13 protein-coding genes are annotated in these 16958 nt (G+C 64.8%); 6 read left to right on the top strand and 7 right to left on the bottom strand.

What is annotated here, in order from left to right; genetic code table 11:
• Positions 1-3: 3 nt before the first annotated feature.
• The gene (locus AC3D25_RS22750) at positions 4-1149 is read right to left on the bottom strand and encodes an ABC transporter ATP-binding protein (protein WP_488890733.1); all 1146 of its coding nucleotides are present in this window, start codon (positions 1147-1149) and stop codon (positions 4-6) included.
• Between the two features lie 291 nt (positions 1150-1440).
• On the opposite strand from AC3D25_RS22750, the gene AC3D25_RS22745 reads away from it, so the two are divergent.
• Complete coding sequence (locus tag AC3D25_RS22745; RefSeq protein ID WP_488890732.1) at positions 1441-2469, top strand: LacI family DNA-binding transcriptional regulator; 1029 nt, start codon at positions 1441-1443, stop codon at positions 2467-2469.
• On the opposite strand, the gene AC3D25_RS22740 is transcribed toward AC3D25_RS22745, so the two are convergent.
• The 5 genes from AC3D25_RS22740 to AC3D25_RS22720 all read right to left on the bottom strand — a co-directional run bounded on the left by AC3D25_RS22740 (position 2466) and on the right by AC3D25_RS22720 (position 12017).
• Positions 2466-3452, bottom strand: coding sequence for a LysR family transcriptional regulator (locus tag AC3D25_RS22740; RefSeq protein WP_488890731.1), 987 nt, complete (start codon positions 3450-3452; stop codon positions 2466-2468). The genes AC3D25_RS22745 and AC3D25_RS22740 overlap by 4 nt on opposite strands.
• Positions 3453-3600: 148 nt before the next feature.
• Positions 3601-7728 (bottom strand): bifunctional nitrate reductase/sulfite reductase flavoprotein subunit alpha, encoded by a 4128-nt coding sequence (locus AC3D25_RS22735; RefSeq protein WP_488890730.1) that lies wholly within the window; start codon positions 7726-7728, stop codon positions 3601-3603.
• 31 nt (positions 7729-7759) lie between these two features.
• Positions 7760-8107 (bottom strand): nitrite reductase small subunit NirD, encoded by a 348-nt coding sequence (gene nirD / locus AC3D25_RS22730; RefSeq protein WP_488890729.1) that lies wholly within the window; start codon positions 8105-8107, stop codon positions 7760-7762.
• 19 nt (positions 8108-8126) lie between these two features.
• Positions 8127-10667, bottom strand: coding sequence for a nitrite reductase large subunit NirB (gene nirB, locus AC3D25_RS22725; protein ID WP_488890728.1), 2541 nt, complete (start codon positions 10665-10667; stop codon positions 8127-8129).
• Between the two features lie 12 nt (positions 10668-10679).
• Complete coding sequence (locus AC3D25_RS22720; protein ID WP_488891057.1) at positions 10680-12017, bottom strand: MFS transporter; 1338 nt, start codon at positions 12015-12017, stop codon at positions 10680-10682.
• Between the two features lie 635 nt (positions 12018-12652).
• On the opposite strand from AC3D25_RS22720, the gene cobA reads away from it, so the two are divergent.
• The 3 genes from cobA (at position 12653) to AC3D25_RS22705 (ending at position 15226) form a co-directional block, all read left to right on the top strand.
• Positions 12653-13402 carry a uroporphyrinogen-III C-methyltransferase gene (gene cobA / locus AC3D25_RS22715; protein ID WP_488890727.1) on the top strand — a complete coding sequence of 250 codons (750 nt, stop codon included), beginning with the start codon at positions 12653-12655 and terminating at the stop codon, positions 13400-13402.
• 87 nt (positions 13403-13489) lie between these two features.
• Positions 13490-14065 (top strand): ANTAR domain-containing response regulator, encoded by a 576-nt coding sequence (locus AC3D25_RS22710; RefSeq protein ID WP_488890726.1) that lies wholly within the window; start codon positions 13490-13492, stop codon positions 14063-14065.
• Positions 14066-14074: 9 nt separating this feature from the next.
• A complete protein-coding gene (locus AC3D25_RS22705) occupies positions 14075-15226 on the top strand; it encodes a CmpA/NrtA family ABC transporter substrate-binding protein (protein WP_488890725.1) in 1152 nt (383 codons plus the stop codon).
• Between the two features lie 2 nt (positions 15227-15228).
• Here AC3D25_RS22705 and AC3D25_RS22700 read toward each other — a convergent pair whose 3' ends face one another.
• Complete coding sequence (locus AC3D25_RS22700; protein WP_488890724.1) at positions 15229-15633, bottom strand: GFA family protein; 405 nt, start codon at positions 15631-15633, stop codon at positions 15229-15231.
• Positions 15634-15819: 186 nt separating this feature from the next.
• Here AC3D25_RS22700 and AC3D25_RS22695 point away from each other — a divergent pair, with 186 nt between their 5' ends.
• Both AC3D25_RS22695 and AC3D25_RS22690 read left to right on the top strand, forming a co-directional pair.
• Positions 15820-16674, top strand: a complete 855-nt coding sequence (locus AC3D25_RS22695; protein ID WP_488890723.1) for an oxidoreductase — start codon at positions 15820-15822, stop codon at positions 16672-16674.
• Positions 16675-16706: 32 nt separating this feature from the next.
• The gene (locus AC3D25_RS22690; protein WP_488890722.1) at positions 16707-16958 is read left to right on the top strand and encodes a hypothetical protein; all 252 of its coding nucleotides are present in this window, start codon (positions 16707-16709) and stop codon (positions 16956-16958) included.

The raw sequence follows: 16958 nt of genomic DNA, 5'->3' as shown, positions 1-16958 counted from the left end.
CTCCTACGCAAGTTGTGCAACGGACGGCGAAGCGACTGCGAAGCCGTCTTCGGTGAAAAGATGACACGACGCGGCGGGCAGGTTGAACGCGAGGCGCTCGCCCTGGCGCGGCGTGCGGTCGCCGGGCGCCTTGGCGATCAGCACCGCGCCGCCCGGCTGTTCGAGATGCAGGTAGCTGTGCTCGCCGAGTTGTTCGACGAGCGACACCGTGCGCGTGATTTGCTGCGCGTCGGGCGCGGCGGTGAACGCCGGTTCCAGATGCTCCGGCCGGATGCCGAGCGTGACCGGCTGACCGGCACTCAACGCGTCGCCGGCAAGACGGGTTTCAATCGTTTCGCCGGTTTGATCGAGCGTGACCGTTACGCGGCCCGCGCTCGTCTTCGCGACGCGTCCCGGCAGGAAATTCATGCGCGGCGAGCCGATAAATCCCGCGACGAAGCGGCTTTTCGGCCGGTGATACAAATCGAGCGGCGCGCCGATCTGCGCGATGCTGCCGTATTTCGCGGTATCCGCGCCGGCGTGCAGCAGCACGATCTTGTCGGCGAGCGTCATCGCTTCGATCTGGTCGTGCGTCACGTAGACGACGCTGGCTTTGTCGAATTGCTTGTGCAGACGCGCGATTTCCACGCGCGTCTGGCCGCGCAGGGTAGCGTCGAGATTGGAGAGCGGTTCGTCGAAGAGAAAAACGCCCGGACTGCGCACGATCGCGCGGCCGATCGCCACGCGTTGCCGTTGCCCGCCTGACAGCGCTTTCGGACGACGGTCGAGCAGCGGCTCCAATTGCAGGATGCGCGCGGCTTCCTTGACCTTCCGCTCGATTTCATCCTTCGGCGTCTTGGCGAGCGTGAGGCCGAACGCCATGTTCTCGTACACGGTCATGTGCGGAAACAGCGCGTAACTCTGGAACACCATCGCCACGCCGCGTTGCGCCGCCGGCACCTCGTTCACGAGCTTGCCCCCGATATAAAGATCGCCTTCGGTAATGTCCTCAAGCCCCGCGATCATCCGCAGCAGCGTGGACTTGCCGCAACCCGACGGACCCAGGAAAACGCAGAACTCGTGCTCGCCGATTTCGAGGTCCACATCGCGGATAACCGGCGTGTGATCGCCATACGCTTTCTGGACGGAACGAAGTGAAATGCTCGCCATGCCGACATCTCCGATATCTGTCCGGAGACTGGAGGCGCGCTTGAGGTTAAGCGCTTAACCTTCCACCCGACAAAAAAACGATCTTGCGAGAAAAGATCGTTTTGCCTGGCTGTCTCCGTTCATGTTTTTCGAATGCTTTGACGGAATTTAGCGCTGGAGAACGGTGTTTAGCAAATGGCGGGATGCAATCCCAAACTGTGGTCACGCGCGTCCGAAGTTGCACGATAGCGACAGGCTCGGCACAGTTCGCCGAACTTAGGCGCAGATCGCCTCCGTATTAACCCTGAGAACATGACCACGCTCGCCGAAGTCGCCCGCCTTGCTGGCGTGACGCCCGCCACTGTGTCGAACGTCCTGCGCCAACGCGGGAAGGTCGGCGCGGCGACGCGCGCGCGCGTGCTCGCCGCGGTCGAATCGCTCGGCTACCGGCCGCATCTGACCGCGCGCGCGCTCGCCGAAGGCCGCGCGCCGACCATCGCGCTGATGGTGTCGAGCATCGCGAACCCTTTTTATCCCGAGTTCGCGCTCGCGGCCGAGCGGGCCGCGCGCGAGGGCGGGCGCTTTTTGATCGTCTGCAATACGAACGAAGATCCGGTGATCGGCCGCGCGTATCTGGAGCAGATCGCCGGCACGCTTTCCGAGGGCGTGCTCGTGATGAACGCGAATCTCGATTTCGACGATCTGCGCAAGACCGAAGCACGCGGCACGCCGGTCGTGCTGTGCATGTGGGAACGCCCCGGCGAGCCGCCCGGCATGCCTTGTGTAGCCGTCGATTTTTACGCGGCGGGAACGCTCGCCGCGCAGCATCTGCTCGATCTCGGCCATCGGCGGATCGGCGTGGTGATCGGCAGTGAGCGGCACGGCGTCCAGGCCGCGCGTTATGAAGGTTTTTGCGCGACGCTAAAAGCGGCGGGCGTGCCTCACGCTCCCGCCGAGGCCCGTTTTACGCGCGATTCGATTCAGGGCGGCTACGAAGGCGCGGGGGAATTGCTGCGCGCCTATCCGGACCTGACGGCGATTTTCGGGACCAACGACCTGCCTGCGCTCGGCGCGATCTACGCCGCCGCCGACATGAATCTGCGCGTGCCCGACGACCTTTCCGTGATCGGCATCACCGATATTCAGCTCGCGCGCGAATCGCGTCCGGCACTCTCGACGGTCGCCGTGCCGACCGATCGTGCCGCTGAAATGGCCGTGGATTTGCTGCGCGATCTGATCGAATATCCGCATCGCGCGGCGGGCGACAGTGCGCCGCCGATGGTCGTCGCGCCCGCGCCCACGCTCGTCGCGCGCGCCTCGACCGCGCGCATTCGCAGCTAGGCGGCGCTCGTGGCCTGCGGCTGCGCCTGCGGCTGCGGCTCCGATTGCGGCCCCGATTGCGGCCCCGATTGCGGCTCCGATTGCGACTCCGATTGCGACGTCAGCGGCGGCGCCTCTCGGGCGAAATGCGCCACCAGAAAATCCACGAATACGCCGATACGCGGATTCGATTGCCGGCGGGCGGAATACAGCGCCCACACGTCCATGCTGAGGTCGGTCATGGTTCCCCAGTTCGCGAGCACGCCATCGGCGATCGCATCCCGCGCGCGGCGCGATGGCAATACGGTCGCGCCCGCGCCCGCGAGTACGGCATCGTAGAGCATCGAGATGGACGAGAACCGCGCCACGGCTTGCGGCCGGAACGCACGTTCCTCGTGAGCATCGCGCACGCGCCAGACCTTGTCGTCCGGCGTCGATAATAAAACGATGGCCGGAACCGGCACGGCTTCCGAACCGTCGACGGGCGGCTTCTTGAGCGACGGCGCGGCGACCATCACGAGCGCGTCATGAAGCACGCACCGGCCGACCAGCGCTGGATCGGGCGTCGGATTCGCGCGGATCACCACGTCGTAGTCGCCCGCAATGCAATCGACCTGGCGATCTTCGGTGACCACCTGCAACTGCACTTCCGGGTATTGCGCGATGAACATCGCGCTGATGCGCCCGACCGCTTCGTACGCAAACAAGGCGGGAACGCTGACCCGCAGCCGGCCGGCGGGATTCTGCGAGTATTTGCTCACTGCGTCGGTGACGTCCTGGAGATCGGCCAGCAAGCGCGCGACGTGCGCGTAAAGAAACGCGCCCTCTTCGGTCGGCTCGACCACGGAGCCGGCGCGCCGCAACAATTGCACGCCGAGATCCCGCTCCAGTTGCGAAACGTGCCGCGAAAGCGTCGCCTTCGGGCGGCCGGTCGCGCGGCTGGCAGCGCCGAAGCCGCCATTGCGGACGATGGCGTCGAAATCCGACAGCGCGTTCAGTTCCATGGCGGTTCCTTTCGATACGAGGAATGGTGCTCGGCGGTCTAAGTATAGGTCTCCAGGTTGGTCGATGGCGTGCGCGGATTGGCTTCACTTCGCTGCGTGTTTTAGTCGGCGCGAACGTTTCATTTCGGGGAATTCGCGCGGCTATCGCTCAATACACGTCGCGAACGTAGCGCTTGTCGCGGGCGAGACGGCTCACGTAGTCGGCGGCGTCTTCGTCCTTCATGCCGCCGTGCTGCGCGACCACTGCTCGCAACGCAGCGTCGACGTCTTTCGCCATCCGGCTCGCGTCGCCGCACACGTAAAAGTGCGCGCCTTCGTCGAGCCACGCCCAGAGTTGCGCGCCGTATTCGCGCATCCGGTCCTGCACGTAGACCTTGTCGGCCTGATCGCGGGAAAACGCCGCGTCGAGCCGCGTCAGAAGTCCTCTCGCGCGCATCGTTTCGAATTCGTCGCGATAGTAGAAGTCCGTCGCCGCGTGCTGTTCGCCGAAAAAAAGCCAGTTGCGGCCCGTGTCGCCGCGCGCGAGCCGTTCATGCAGAAAGCCGCGAAACGGCGCGACGCCGGTGCCTGGACCGACCATGATCATCGGTGTATCGCCGTTGCGCGGCGGCCGGAAATGCGCCGATTTCTGAACGAAAACCGGGACGGCAAGGTCATCCGCGCGGTCCGCAAGGAACGTCGACGAAACGCCTTTGCGCTCCCGACGCCCGTTGCTATAACGCACGGCGGCGACCGTCAGATGCACCTCGCCCGCGTGCGCCTTCGGACTGGACGCGATCGAATAAAGCCGGGGCTGCATGCGTTTGAGCGCGCCGACCAGTTCCGTCGCGGACAGCGCGGCGGGGAATTCGTGTAGTACGTCGGCGAGTTGCTGGCCCCACAGCCAGTGCTTCAGATCGGCCTTGCGCGCGTCGCCGAGCAGCGATTGCAACGCCGGGTTCGCGCTGCGTCCGGCAATCAGCATGAGCGCCTCATGGCTCGGCCGCGCGATTTCGAAATGCTTGCCGAGTGCATCGCGCAGACGCATTTCACCGACGCCCGCCACGCTCACCGCTTCATCGGCGCGCGCGCCGGTGAGGTCGATCAGTTCATCCACCAGCGACGCACAGTTGGTCGGCCAGACGCCAAGCGCGTCGCCCGCCTCGTATTCGAGCGCGGAATCGCCGGTCGAGAACGCGACGTAGCGCGTGTCCTTGTTCGCGCCGGACTGGTTAAGGCGCTGATTCGCGACCAGCCGCGCGGACGCGGGATGCGCCTTGGTCGGCGCGCTGCCGGGCACGCCGCCGGGAATCATGCCGCCTTCGGGAATGGCGTGGAGTTCGGCGTCCGCCGCGTCGATCCGCTCGACGACGCGCGCGAGCCATGCATCGGCGGCGCGCTGGAAGTCGGTATCGCAATCGACGCGCGGCGTCAGCCGCACCGCGCCGAGTTCCGCGAAGCGCGTATCGAGCTTGCGGCCGTGCGCGCAGAAATCGTCGTAGTTGGGGTCGCCGAACGCGAGCACGGAAAAGCGCACGCCTTCGAGACGCGGCGCGCTCACCGCCGACAACGCGCGCCAGAATTCGACGCCGTTGTCGGGTGGATCGCCGTCGCCGAAGGTGCTCGACATCAGCAATACGTATTGCGACTTCGCGAGCGCGGAGACGTCGAAATCGGCCATCGCGGCGGTGCGGATCTCGAAGCCGGATTGCATCAATTGCGTGGCGTAATCCTCGGTCAGCGACTCGATATTGCCTGTCTGCGAAGCCCACAGCAACGTGACTTTCGGCCGTGCGTGGACGATCCGCAGCGCGTTCGATTCGGCGGATTCGGGTTCCTTCAGCGCAGGCGTACTTTGGGGAAACGCGCGGCTATAAAGCCCGGCAAGCGTACCGTCGATCCACATCCGTGCGGCGGGCGCGAGCGGCGCGCCGGGCGGCAGGACTGGCACGCCATCGGCACGCGCGCCTTCCGCCGAGCGCAACCCGCCGATAAACCCGCCCACGTAAAGCCGTTCCGCATCGCTGAGACGCGGCGGCGTGAAATCGCCCAGGTCGAGCAGGCGCGCGAGGGCGTCGATATGCGGCATGTCTGTTTCCTGAAGAGGCGCCGTGCCGGGCGCGGTTTCGGGCGCTGCGACCGCCGCCGCCACGCGCGTCAACGCGACCGCGCAGAACTTGAACTCGGGCTGCTGCGAAACCGGGTCCACGGCGTCGTTCGTGACGGCGTTCACGCAAAGGTCTTCGCCGAACACGTCGTTCCAGTGCATCGGCGCGAAGCAGGTGCCTGCATTCACGCGATCCGTCACGACGGCAGGCAGCACCGCGCGGCCCCGGCGCGAGCGGATTTCGGCGCTGTCGCCCGCTGAAATGCCGAGCGCGGCGGCATCTTCGGGATGCAGTTCGACGAACGGCGCGGGATTCAGCTTGTTCAGCATGGCGACCTTGCCGGTCTTGGTCATGGTGTGCCACTGATGCTGCAAACGGCCCGTATTCAGCACGATGGGAAATTCGCCGTCCGGCATTTCGCTCGCCGCGACGTGCGGACGCGCGAAGAAGACGGCGCGTCCGGTCGGCGTCGGAAATACGAGCCTGGGACGCGTGCCGCCCGGCGCGATCAACAGCGGCTGGCTCACGCCGTCGTTGAGATAGCGCACCGGATTGCGGTCGCCCGATTGCGACGGCGGACACGGCCATTGCAGCGGCGTTTCACGCAAACGCGCGTGGCTCGCGCCGCGCAGATCGTAGCCGGTGTTCGGGTTCGAAAAGCGCGCGATTTCCGCGAACACGTCTTCGGCGCACGCGTAATCGAATGCGTCCGCGTAGCCCATTTCTGCCGCCACGCGCGCGATGATCTGCCAGTCGGGCATCGCGTCGCCGGGTGGATCGATGGCTTTTTGCATGAGCGTCATGTTGCGCTCGGAGTTGATCATCACGCCTTCGCCCTCGGCCCACAACGCGCCGGGCAAGAGGATATCGGCGTAGCGGTTGGTCTCGGTATCGAGGAACGCGTCCTGCGCGATCACCAGTTCGGCCGCCTGCAAACCGGCAATCGCGTTCTGCCGATTCGCGACGCTCGCCGCCGGATTCGTGCAGATGATCCAGCACGCCTTGATATCGCCCGCCGCCATGCGCGCGAACATGTCCACGGTGCCCGCTCCGCCGTCCGCGCGGATCGTGCCCGCCGGGACCTGCCACAACGCTTCGACAAACTCGCGGTCGGCCGCAACCAGCGCCGAGCGCTGTCCCGGCAAGCCCGGTCCCATGTAGCCCATCTCGCGGCCGCCCATCGCGTTGGGCTGGCCCGTCAGCGAGAACGGGCCGCTGCCCGGGCGGCAGATCCGGCCCGTCGCGAGGTGCAGGTTGCAGATGGCGTTCGTGTTCCAGGTGCCGTGCGTGCTCTGGTTCAGGCCCATCGTCCAGCAGCTCATCCATTCCGGCGCCTCGCCGATCCACTGCGCCGCGCGTCGAATGTCCGCTTCGGGAATGCCGGTGATGGCGGCGACCTTGTCGGGCGTGTAATCGCTGAGAAACGCGGGCATCGCGTCCCAGCCTTCGGTCGATTCCGCGATGAAATCCGCGTTCGTGTGACCGTTTTCATGGATCAGATAAAGCAGGCCGTTGAGCAGCGCGAGATCGGTGCCGGGCCGAATCTGCATGAAGAGGCTCGCCTTGTCGGCGGTGGCGTTGCGGCGCGGATCGACGACGATCAGCTTCGCGCCCGCCTTCACGCGGTCCATCACGCGCAGGAACAGGATCGGATGGCAGTCCGCCATGTTCGCGCCGGTGACGAGGAACACATCGGCTCGATCGATATCCTCGTACGAGCCCGGCGGGCCATCCGCGCCGAGCGACAGCTTGTAGCCGCTGCCCGCGCTCGCCATGCAGAGCCGCGAATTCGACTCGATATGCCGCGTGCGAACGAAGCCCTTCGCGAGCTTGTTGACGAGGTACTGCGCTTCAATCGACATCTGCCCGGAAACGTAGAACGCGAGCGCATCCGGGCCGTGCGTGTCGATCGTCGCGCGCAGGCGGCGGGCGGCATCGGCGATGGCTTGCGACATCGGCAACGGCGTCAGATCGCAGCCGCGCTCACGCCGGACGAACGCGCGTTCGAGCCGTCCGGACTGGCGCAACGCGACGTGCGCCGACGATCCCTTGGTGCAGAGCCGCCCGAAATTCGCCGGATGCTCGCGGTCGCCCGAAATCTTCACGACCCGCTCGTTCTCGACGTGCAACACCATGCCGCAGCCGACGCCGCAATACGGGCACACGCTCTTGACCGTTTTCTCCGTCATGCGCCGTTCGCCTCTCGTAGCGTGCACGCGGTCAAGCCGCGATCCAGACGAAGCCATCCTCGACGCGGGTCGCGAAGGTATCGACCGAATGCGCCGGCGCTTCGAGGCACTCGCCGGTGCGCAAGTCGAAGTGCTGCTTGTAGATCGGCGACGCAACGACGATCCGCTCCCCCAGATTGCCGACAAGCCCGCGCGAAAGGACGGCGGCGTTCGAGTTCGGATCGTAGTTGGCGATGGCGAACACGCGGCTTTCGCCGGCGATCACGTGGAATACGGCCACCTGGCGTCCATCGACGAGCGCGCAGACGCCGGTATTCGGGACGATATCGCCGAGTGCGCACACTCGGGTCCATGCTTCATCGGCGCATTGCTGGGTCATGGTGGTCTCCGGGAAAAGGTCAGACGGTCTCGACGGCGAGCATGATCGGCGCGCGCATCGACTGGCGCTCATCAAGCGTGGCCGGACGAATCTGGCCGCGTTCCTCGACGAACGTCACGTTCTCGTCGCCCTTCTCGCTATTCACGAAGTGGCGGAAACGCTTGCGCGTTTCGGGATCGGTCACGGCCTTTTTCCACTCGCATTCGTAGCTGTCCACTACCTGCTGCATCTCGGTTTCCAGTTCACTCGCGATGCTTAGGCGGTCGTTCACCACGACATCCTGCAGATAGGCAAGCCCGCCTTCGAGGTTGTCGCGCCACACGCTCGTGCGTTGCAGCCGGTCGGCGGTGCGGACATAGAACATCAGGAAACGGTCGATCAACCGCACGAGCGTCGCGTGATCCAGATTCGACGCGAGCAGTTCCGCGTGGCGCGGCTTCATGCCGCCGTTGCCGCACACGTATAGGTTCCAGCCCGTTTCGGTGGCGATCACGCCGACGTCTTTGCCCTGCGCTTCCGCACATTCGCGCGTGCAGCCCGATACGCCGAACTTGATCTTGTGCGGCGTGCGCAAGCCCTTGTAGCGGTTCTCCAGTTCGACCGCGAGGCCGACGGAATCGCCCACGCCAAAACGGCACCACGTCGATCCGACGCACGACTTCACGGTGCGCAGCGCTTTCCCGTAGGCATGGCCGGATTCGAATCCCGCCGCGATCAGTTCTTCCCAGATGAGCGGCAATTGCTCCGCGCGCGCGCCGAACATGTCCACGCGCTGGCCGCCGGTGATCTTGGTGTAGAGGCCGTACTTCTTCGCGACCTGTCCGACCGCGATCAATCCATCCGGCGTGACTTCGCCGCCGGCCATGCGCGGCACGACCGAATACGTGCCGTCGCGCTGGATGTTGGCGAGGAAGTAGTCGTTGGAATCCTGCAGCGACGCGTGCTCTTTCTTCAGCACGAATTCGTTCCAGCACGAAGCCAGAATGCCCGCGACCGCCGGCTTGCAGATATCGCAGCCCAAACCGTTGCCATGTTTCGCGAGCAGCGCGCCGAAAGTCTTCACGCCCTCCACGCGCACGATGTGATAAAGCTCCTGCCGCGAATACGCGAAGTGTTCGCACAAGTGGTTATTCACCGCAAGGCCTTGCTTCTTCATCTCCGCTTTCATCACTTGCGTGACGAGCGGCACGCAACCGCCGCAGGAACTGCCCGCCTTGCACGCGGTCTTGATCGCGCCGATGGTCGTCGCGCCCGCGCACACGGCCTCGCAAATCTGCGCCTTCGACACATCGTTGCACGAGCAGATCTGCGCGGCGGCCGGCAGCGCTTCGACACCGAGCGCGGGCTTCGCCGAGCCGTCGGCTTGCGGCAAAATGAGAAATTCCGGCGATGCAGGCAACTCGATACGGTTCAGCATCATCTGGAGCAGCGTGCCGTATTCGTTCGCGTCGCCTACCAGCACACCGCCGAGCAGAAACTTGCCGCATCCCGACACCACCAGTTTCTTGTAGATCTGCTTGCCGTCGTCGCTGAACTGGTACGTGCGGCTTTCCGGCGTCTTGCCGTGCGGATCGCCGAGACTCGCCACGTCCACGCCCATGAGCTTCAACTTCGTGCTCATATCCGCGCCCAGGAACGCGCTTTCGCCGCCGAGAATCTGCTTCGCCGCGACGCGCGCCATGTCGTAGCCCGGCGCAACCAGTCCGAACACTTGTCCGCTCCAGAGCGCGCACTCGCCGATCGCGTAGATATCGGCGTCGCTCGTGCGGCATGCGTTGTCGATCACGATCCCGCCTCGCGCGCCCACTTCGAGCCCGGCCGCGCGCGCGATTTCGTCACGGGGACGAATGCCCGCGGAAAACACGATCATGTCGGTATCGAGATGCGTGCCGTCCGCGAACTGCATGCGGTTCGCGGCGGTCTCGCCATCTGCGATTTCCAGCGTGTTCTTATGCGTGTGGACCGTCACGCCGAGCGCCTCGATCTTCGTGCGCAGCATGCGTGCGCCGCCGTCGTCCACCTGCACCGCCATCAGGCGCGGCGCGAATTCCACGACATGCGTTTCAAGCCCCATGTCGCGCAGCGCCTTCGCGCATTCCAGCCCGAGCAAGCCGCCGCCGATCACCGTGCCCGTCTTCGACAGCGCGCCGCACGCCTTCATCGCGACGAGATCTTCGATCGTGCGGTAGACGAAACAGCGCTCGCGGTCGTGGCCCGGGACCGGCGGCACGAACGGATACGAACCGGTCGCGAGCACGAGCTTGTCGTAGGACAGCACTTCGCCGGTGGAAACCGCTACCGTGTGTGCGGCGCGATCGATGGCGACCGCTTTTGCGTTGAGTTTCAGCAGAACGTTTTCGCGCTCGAAGAATCCCGCTTCGACGAGCGACAGATCGTCCGCCGACTTGCCCGCGAAAAATTCCGACAGATGCACGCGGTCGTAGGCCGGACGCGGCTCTTCGCAGAGCACCGTGACGTCGAGCGGCTCGGTGCGCCCTTCTGCCAGGCTTTCGAGAAATTTGTGGCCCACCATGCCGTGGCCGATAACGACGATCTTCATGACTGAACTCCTTTAATTAGCGACGTTAGCGACACTGCGGCCGATGCCCAGCGCCTGATCGCGCAAGGCGGCCTCGCGTTCCTTGTGCTCCGCGCTGAAGCGCACGGCCAGCGCGCAGACCGCCGATACCGTGACCAGCACGCCGAGCAGCGAAAGCGTCTGCTGAACGCTGCCCACGCCTTTCATCAAGAAGCCCGCCGCGACCGCGCCGACATTGCCGCCCGCGCCGATAATCCCGGCGACGCCGCCAAGCGCCTTGCGGTCGATGAACGGTACGAGCGCGTAAGTCGCGCCGCACGCCATGTGGGTGAAAAGGCCGAACGTCAGCATCGCGACCACTGCGAGCGCGACGCTTTCCGCATGTGAAAACCACACGAGACCGAGGCCTTCGCCCGCGATCATCGCGAAGAGCAGCGTCGCGCGGATGTCGAGTCCGCGGCGCGCGGCGGCTTTGTCGGAGAGCCAGCCGCCGAGCGCGCGGGCGAACAGCGCGAGCAGGCCGAAACTGCCCGCCGCCATGCCCGCCGACGCCAGCGAAAGCTTGAAGTGATCGACGTAGTAGATCGCCGCGATGTTGTGGATGAACACTTCCACGCCGAAACACGCCGCGTAGGTCACGAACAGCATCCACACGCGATAGTTCGCGCATGCCGCGCGAAAGCTCGCCCAGCCGCCTTTCTTGCCGCCATCGACGGTGATGCCTTGTGCGCGCAGTTCCGCATAATTGCCTTGCGGGCAATCTTGCGTGAAGCGCCAGTAAAGGATCGCCATCAGCGGCATCGCGAGACCCGGCGCGACGAGCGTGAGACGCCACGCCGACGGTTCCGTCACGCCGAACGCGACGATCGCGGCCAGCATCAGCGGCACGAGCGCCTGCGCCGCGCCCGCGCCCGCATTGCCCCAGCCCGCGCTCGCCGCGTTGGCCGTGCCGACGACATTCGGCGCGAACATGACGCTCGTGTGGTACTGCGTAATCACGAAGCTCGCGCCGACCGCGCCGATCCCGAGACGGCACAGCAGAAAGCTTTCGTAGCTATGCGACAGCGCCGCGCCGAAGAGCGGAAACGCGCCCGCGACCAGCAGCGCGCAATACACCTTGCGCGGCCCGAAGCGATCGCAAAGCGGCCCGACGATCAGCCGCACGAGAATGGTGATCGCGACTGCCGCGATATTGATGTTCGCGACCTGATCGGCCGAGAGATGAAATTCGCGCTTGATGAGCGGCATGAGCGGCGCGCACGCGAACCAGGCGAAGAAACAGACGAAGAACGCCATCCAGGTCAGATGAAACGCGCGCATCGGCGCGGTGCGCAGACTGAACAGGTCGATGCGGGTAGCCTTGTTTTCGATCATTTTGCGGGGTCCAGAAAACAAAAAGGCGTCCCGCGAACGTGATCGAATGACCATGTCCGGGGACGCCGTTGTCCATACTGCCGATATGAAGCTGCTCGAATTCCGTCGAGCCGCCGTTGGCTCGCACGGCTATTAAGGCAAGCCCCATGCCATGCGCGGCGTATTCCGGGTAACGCTTGCTGCGTAAGGATCTCCGCGTGCTCGGCCGATTTTCCCGAGCCGAGCGCGCGTCGCTTTTTGATGCGCGCCAGCACGACGATGGTGCGACGCGGCACTAACGCCGTGCGAACGGGTCTTCGTCCGGTGAATCAATTTATTCGTTAGGATCGCGATGTATTTTTATCGGATTGCACGAACGCGATGCGCATCGCGCCAGAATCGTGCATGCGTTGCGCGATTTCGCACACGCGCAGTGCGCCGACCTGGCGAAAACGACCTTTATCGCGTGGTCCGGATTTTGCGTTTAGGGTCGTGCGTGCCTGGCAATGGCGTCGGCGCGTTCATTACCGAATTAGCAATCCAGGACAACGGCGTCCCCTCGTGCAGATACGAGCGGACGCCGTTTTTGCGTGTCCTTCGCGAACTGCAAGACCTCGATTACGCAGCCGCCCTTCAGGAAACAGGACATCACGATGACAACCGGAAAAGTCACTCTTCTCAGCGCAGGTCCCGGCGATCTGGATCTGCTGACGATCCGGGCCGCGAAAGCGCTGGCCATCGCGGATATCGTGCTGCTCGACGATCTCGCGAACGCGGACATCGTGACGCTCGCACCGAACGCGCGCGTGATTCGCGTGGGCAAACGCGGCGGATGCCGCTCGACGCCGCAAGCGTTCATTCAGCGTCTGATGCGCCGATACGCGCAACAAGGGCTGCACGTCGTGCGCGTCAAAGGCGGCGATGCGCTGCTTTTCGGCCGCGCGGGCGAGGAGATGACTTATCTGCGCGACGCGGGCATCGAGGTGGCGATCGTCAACGGTATCTCGTCGGGATTCGCGGCGGCCAACAGCCTCGGCATTTCGCTGACCCATCGCGACCATTGCCAGGGCGTCACGTTCGTCACGGCGCACGCGCAGGATCACAGCGATCCCGACTGGGCCGCGCTCGCCGCGAGCGGCACGACGCTCGCGATCTACATGGGCATGAGCCGGATCGAGCGTTTGTGCGGCGCGTTGCTCGCCGCGCTGCCGGCGACCACGCCAGCGGCCGTCGTGCAATGGGCCGGCACGCCCGAAGAGCGGCGCGTTCTCGGCACGCTCGCGCACATCGCCGACGATGCCGCGCGCGCGGGCCTCGGCAGTCCGGCGGTGATCCTGATCGGCAATGCGATTGGCGAGGCGCGTGAATTTGCTCATGAAGTCTCCGGCGCACGAGCCGCATGAAGCAACTCGCCCGCGCCGATATACTTTCAGTCATGCCGCGCGCGCCTTCCGGCCGCGCGTCGGCGTAAATTCACGGGCGTCCACTTCATGCTTCGCGTGCTTCTTGTCACCGATACCGACAAGCCCATCGGCGATCTGCGTCAGGCGCTCGCGCGCCTCGGCTACGACATGCTCGCGGAAGTGGCCGCGCCTGCAGAACTTCCGCGCGTTGTGGAGGAACAGCGGCCGGACGTCGTGATCATCGACGCGGAATCGCCTTCGCGCGACACGCTCGAACAGCTCGCGGTGATGAACCAGACCGCGCCGCGCCCCGTGCTGATGTTCAGCAACGACGCCGATCACCAGTTCATCCGCGCGGCGGTCGGCGCGGGCGTGACGGCGTATCTGGTGGAAGGGCTGGCGGCTGAACGGCTCGCGCCTATTCTCGAAGTCGCGCTCGCGCGGTTCGCGCACGAAGCGCAGTTGCGCAAGCGTCTTGCCGACGTTGAAGGTGAACTGGCCGACCGGAAGGTCGTCGATCGCGCGAAGCGGCTTCTGATGGACCGGCGCAAGATGACCGAACAGGACGCTTATGCGACGTTGCGCAAACGCGCGATGAACGAAGGTTTGAAAGTCGCCGAGGTGGCGCGCCAGCTGATCGCGATGGCTGATCTAATCGGATAACCGCACGACATGAACACGCCGTATCCCGCTCCACTCGACACCGCCCGCCCCGAGCGCACGCATGTGCGGCTCGGCTTCGTCGCGTTGAGCGATGCCGCGCCGCTGGCCGTCGCGAGCATGCTCGAACTCGGACATGCCCACGGCATCACGCTGGAATTGTGCCGTCAGCCTTCGTGGGCGGCGGTGCGCGACAAGCTGCTGTCAGGCGAAATCGACGCGGCGCATGCGCTTTACGGGCTGCCGTATGGCGTGCAACTCGGTATCGGCGGACCGCGGGCGGAGATGGCGGTCTTGATGGTCCTGAACCGCAACGGCCAGGCCATTACGCTTTCCAACGAACTCGCCGATGCGTTGCAAACGACCGGCAATCTGCGCGAGACGCTCGCCGCGCTCGGACGTCCGCCGGTTTTCGCGCAGACGTTCCCGACCGGCACGCACGCGATGTGGCTGTATTACTGGCTCGCGGCGCAAAACGTGCATCCGCTGCGCGATATCAGGAGCGTCGTGATTCCGCCGCCGCAGATGGTCGAGGCGCTGGCGTCCGGTCAGCTCGACGGCTTTTGCGCGGGCGAGCCGTGGAATGCGGTCGCCGAATCGCAGGGCGCGGGCCGCACCGTCGCGTTGACCAGCGAAATCTGGCCGGATCATCCGGAGAAGGTGCTCGCGAGCCGGCGCGACTTCACGGCGCTGTATCCCAATACCGCGCGCGCGCTCGTCGCGACGCTGCTCGAAGCGTGCCGCTGGCTCGATAGCACCGAGCATCGCCGCGATATTGCTGGCTGGCTCGCTGCGCCTGAGTTGATCGGTGTGGAGCGCTCGCTGATCGAGCCGCGTCTCGTTGGACTTTACGATTCCGCGCATCTTTCAGCGCCGCCGCTTCCGGTCAAATTTTTCGACGACGGCGCGGTGAATTATCCGCGACCGTCGGATGGACTCTGGTTCCTGACGCAATTCCGCCGTTGGGGCATGCTGCGCGGCAACGACGATGGCGACGCCGCGACAGCCGCCGGCATCAACCAGACCGAGCTTTACGCCGAGGCCGCCGCCGCGGTCGGCGTTCCGCTCGCGCCCGCTATCCGCGCCGACCGTCTTTACGGCGGCGCGAGATGGGACGGCAGCGATCCCTCCGCCTACCTCGAATCGCTCGCGATGCGCGCCTGATTTCATTCGCGCGGACCCGGCCATTCCTCGCGCGGGTTCTCATCGACCACCGACATGCACGCGCCCGGTGTCATGCGTACCGGCACGGTGGATGGATCGAAGTGATCGAGGCAGCGCACGTTGACGCCGAAATGATCCGGCGCGGCGCGCTTCCGATGAAACGTGTAGATCCCGCAGCGCGAGCAGAAATAATGCTTCGCGCGCCGCGTATTCCATTCGTAGCACGTTAGACATTCGCTGCCTTGCACGATCGTCAACTGGCTTTCATGCACCTTCGTCATCAGCGCGTTCTTCTTCGCGCAAAGCGAGCAGTCGCAGGTCGTCAATTCCTCGATGCGCGCGGTGATCGCGAAACGCACCGCGCCGCAATGGCAACTACCGAGATGCGTCGTGATCGGTTCAGTCATGGCATTTTCTGTCGATTGAAGTACCCTCTTAATGTGCCATTTCCCGGCGTCGTGCGCTCATGCGCGATGGAATATTGCCGCGTCAGCCGTTCGACAGGTATGTCCGTTGCTCGCAGTTTCACTTTCTTGTTCGACAGGTATGCCCGTTGCTCGCAGTTTCACTTTCCTCCATGAAAGGTGCTCAAGATGATGAATCGCGATAAACCCGTCTGGCTGATTACCGGTTGCTCGACCGGCTTCGGCCGTGAACTTGCCCGGCTCGTGCTCGAACGCGGATGGCGTGCCGTCGTCACGGCGCGCGATGTATCGAAGGTGGCGGATATTGTCGCCGGCCACGAAGACAGCGCGCTTGCGCTGCCGCTCGACGTGACGCGCCGCGAGCAGATCGACGAGGTGGTGAAGAAAGCGCACGAGCGGTTCGGACGTATCGATGCGCTCGTCAATAACGCGGGCTACGGCTATCTCGCCGCGATCGAGGAAGGCGAGGACGACGCCGTCCGCGCGATGTTCGAGACCAACGTGTTCGGTCTTATCGATGCGACAAAGGCCGTGCTGCCGCTCATGCGTGAACAGCGCAGCGGCCTTATCGTCAACGTTTCGTCCATTGGCGGAATCGCGAGCTTTGCCGCAACCGGCTACTATCACGGCACGAAGTACGCAGTGGAAGGCCTGTCGGAATCGCTTGCGCAGGAAGTGAAGCCGCTCGGGATCGACGTGATGATCGTCGAACCGGGACCGTTCCGCACGAACTGGGCGGGGCCGTCCATTAAGGAATCGGCCACACGTATCGACGATTACGACGCAACCGCCGGCGAGCGGCGGCGTCAGACAGCGGCGCGCAGCGGCAATCAGGCGGGCGATCCGGTGCGCGCGGCGCAGGCGATTATCGACGCCGCGCTGTCCGACACGCCACCGCTGCGCCTCTTGCTCGGCAAGACCGCGCTCGAACTCGCGCGCAAGAAGCTGGAGACGTTGCGAAACGATTTCGATACTTGGGAATCGACCACGCTGGGTGCCGACTTCCCGGACACCGCGAAATAAAAGTGCGGCACGTACCGCGCCTGGAGACGACGATGAACAAGCAGACTTTAGGCGCAGGCGTGCTTCTTTGCGCGTGCTGGCTTCCATCAGTAAGCCACGCGGAATTGAACGACCGGACGAAGAAGTTGTTGCAGACCGAGAGCGTCAATCGTTCGCAAGAAGGCACGGTGTCGAAACAAAAGGACCCGTCCAGCCGCGACAACGCAAGCGATCCGAACCGGTCGAATTCGCAACCGGCGAACCCCGGCAACGATAAAACGACGGGCCAGCCGCCAAGGCAATGA

The sequence above is a fragment of the Caballeronia sp. SL1002 genome, from assembly GCF_057814995.1.
The sequence above is the reverse complement of the archived record's forward strand: the minus strand, read 5'-3'. Positions and strand labels throughout refer to the sequence as shown.

Bases quoted from the DNA above. Each gene is read 5' to 3' on its own strand.
- AC3D25_RS22710 (WP_488890726.1), top strand. From the start codon at position 13,490: ATGCTTCGCGTGCTTCTTGTCACCGATACCGACAAGCCCATCGGCGAT.
- AC3D25_RS22695 (WP_488890723.1), top strand. From the start codon at position 15,820: ATGATGAATCGCGATAAACCCGTCTGGCTGATTACCGGTTGCTCGACC.
- AC3D25_RS22705 (WP_488890725.1), top strand. From the start codon at position 14,075: ATGAACACGCCGTATCCCGCTCCACTCGACACCGCCCGCCCCGAGCGC.
- AC3D25_RS22700 (WP_488890724.1), bottom strand. From the start codon at position 15,633: ATGACTGAACCGATCACGACGCATCTCGGTAGTTGCCATTGCGGCGCG.
- AC3D25_RS22740 (WP_488890731.1), bottom strand. From the start codon at position 3,452: ATGGAACTGAACGCGCTGTCGGATTTCGACGCCATCGTCCGCAATGGC.
- nirD (WP_488890729.1), bottom strand. From the start codon at position 8,107: ATGACCCAGCAATGCGCCGATGAAGCATGGACCCGAGTGTGCGCACTC.
- AC3D25_RS22735 (WP_488890730.1), bottom strand. From the start codon at position 7,728: ATGACGGAGAAAACGGTCAAGAGCGTGTGCCCGTATTGCGGCGTCGGC.
- AC3D25_RS22745 (WP_488890732.1), top strand. From the start codon at position 1,441: ATGACCACGCTCGCCGAAGTCGCCCGCCTTGCTGGCGTGACGCCCGCC.
- cobA (WP_488890727.1), top strand. From the start codon at position 12,653: ATGACAACCGGAAAAGTCACTCTTCTCAGCGCAGGTCCCGGCGATCTG.
- AC3D25_RS22690 (WP_488890722.1), top strand. From the start codon at position 16,707: ATGAACAAGCAGACTTTAGGCGCAGGCGTGCTTCTTTGCGCGTGCTGG.
- AC3D25_RS22750 (WP_488890733.1), bottom strand. From the start codon at position 1,149: ATGGCGAGCATTTCACTTCGTTCCGTCCAGAAAGCGTATGGCGATCAC.
- nirB (WP_488890728.1), bottom strand. From the start codon at position 10,667: ATGAAGATCGTCGTTATCGGCCACGGCATGGTGGGCCACAAATTTCTC.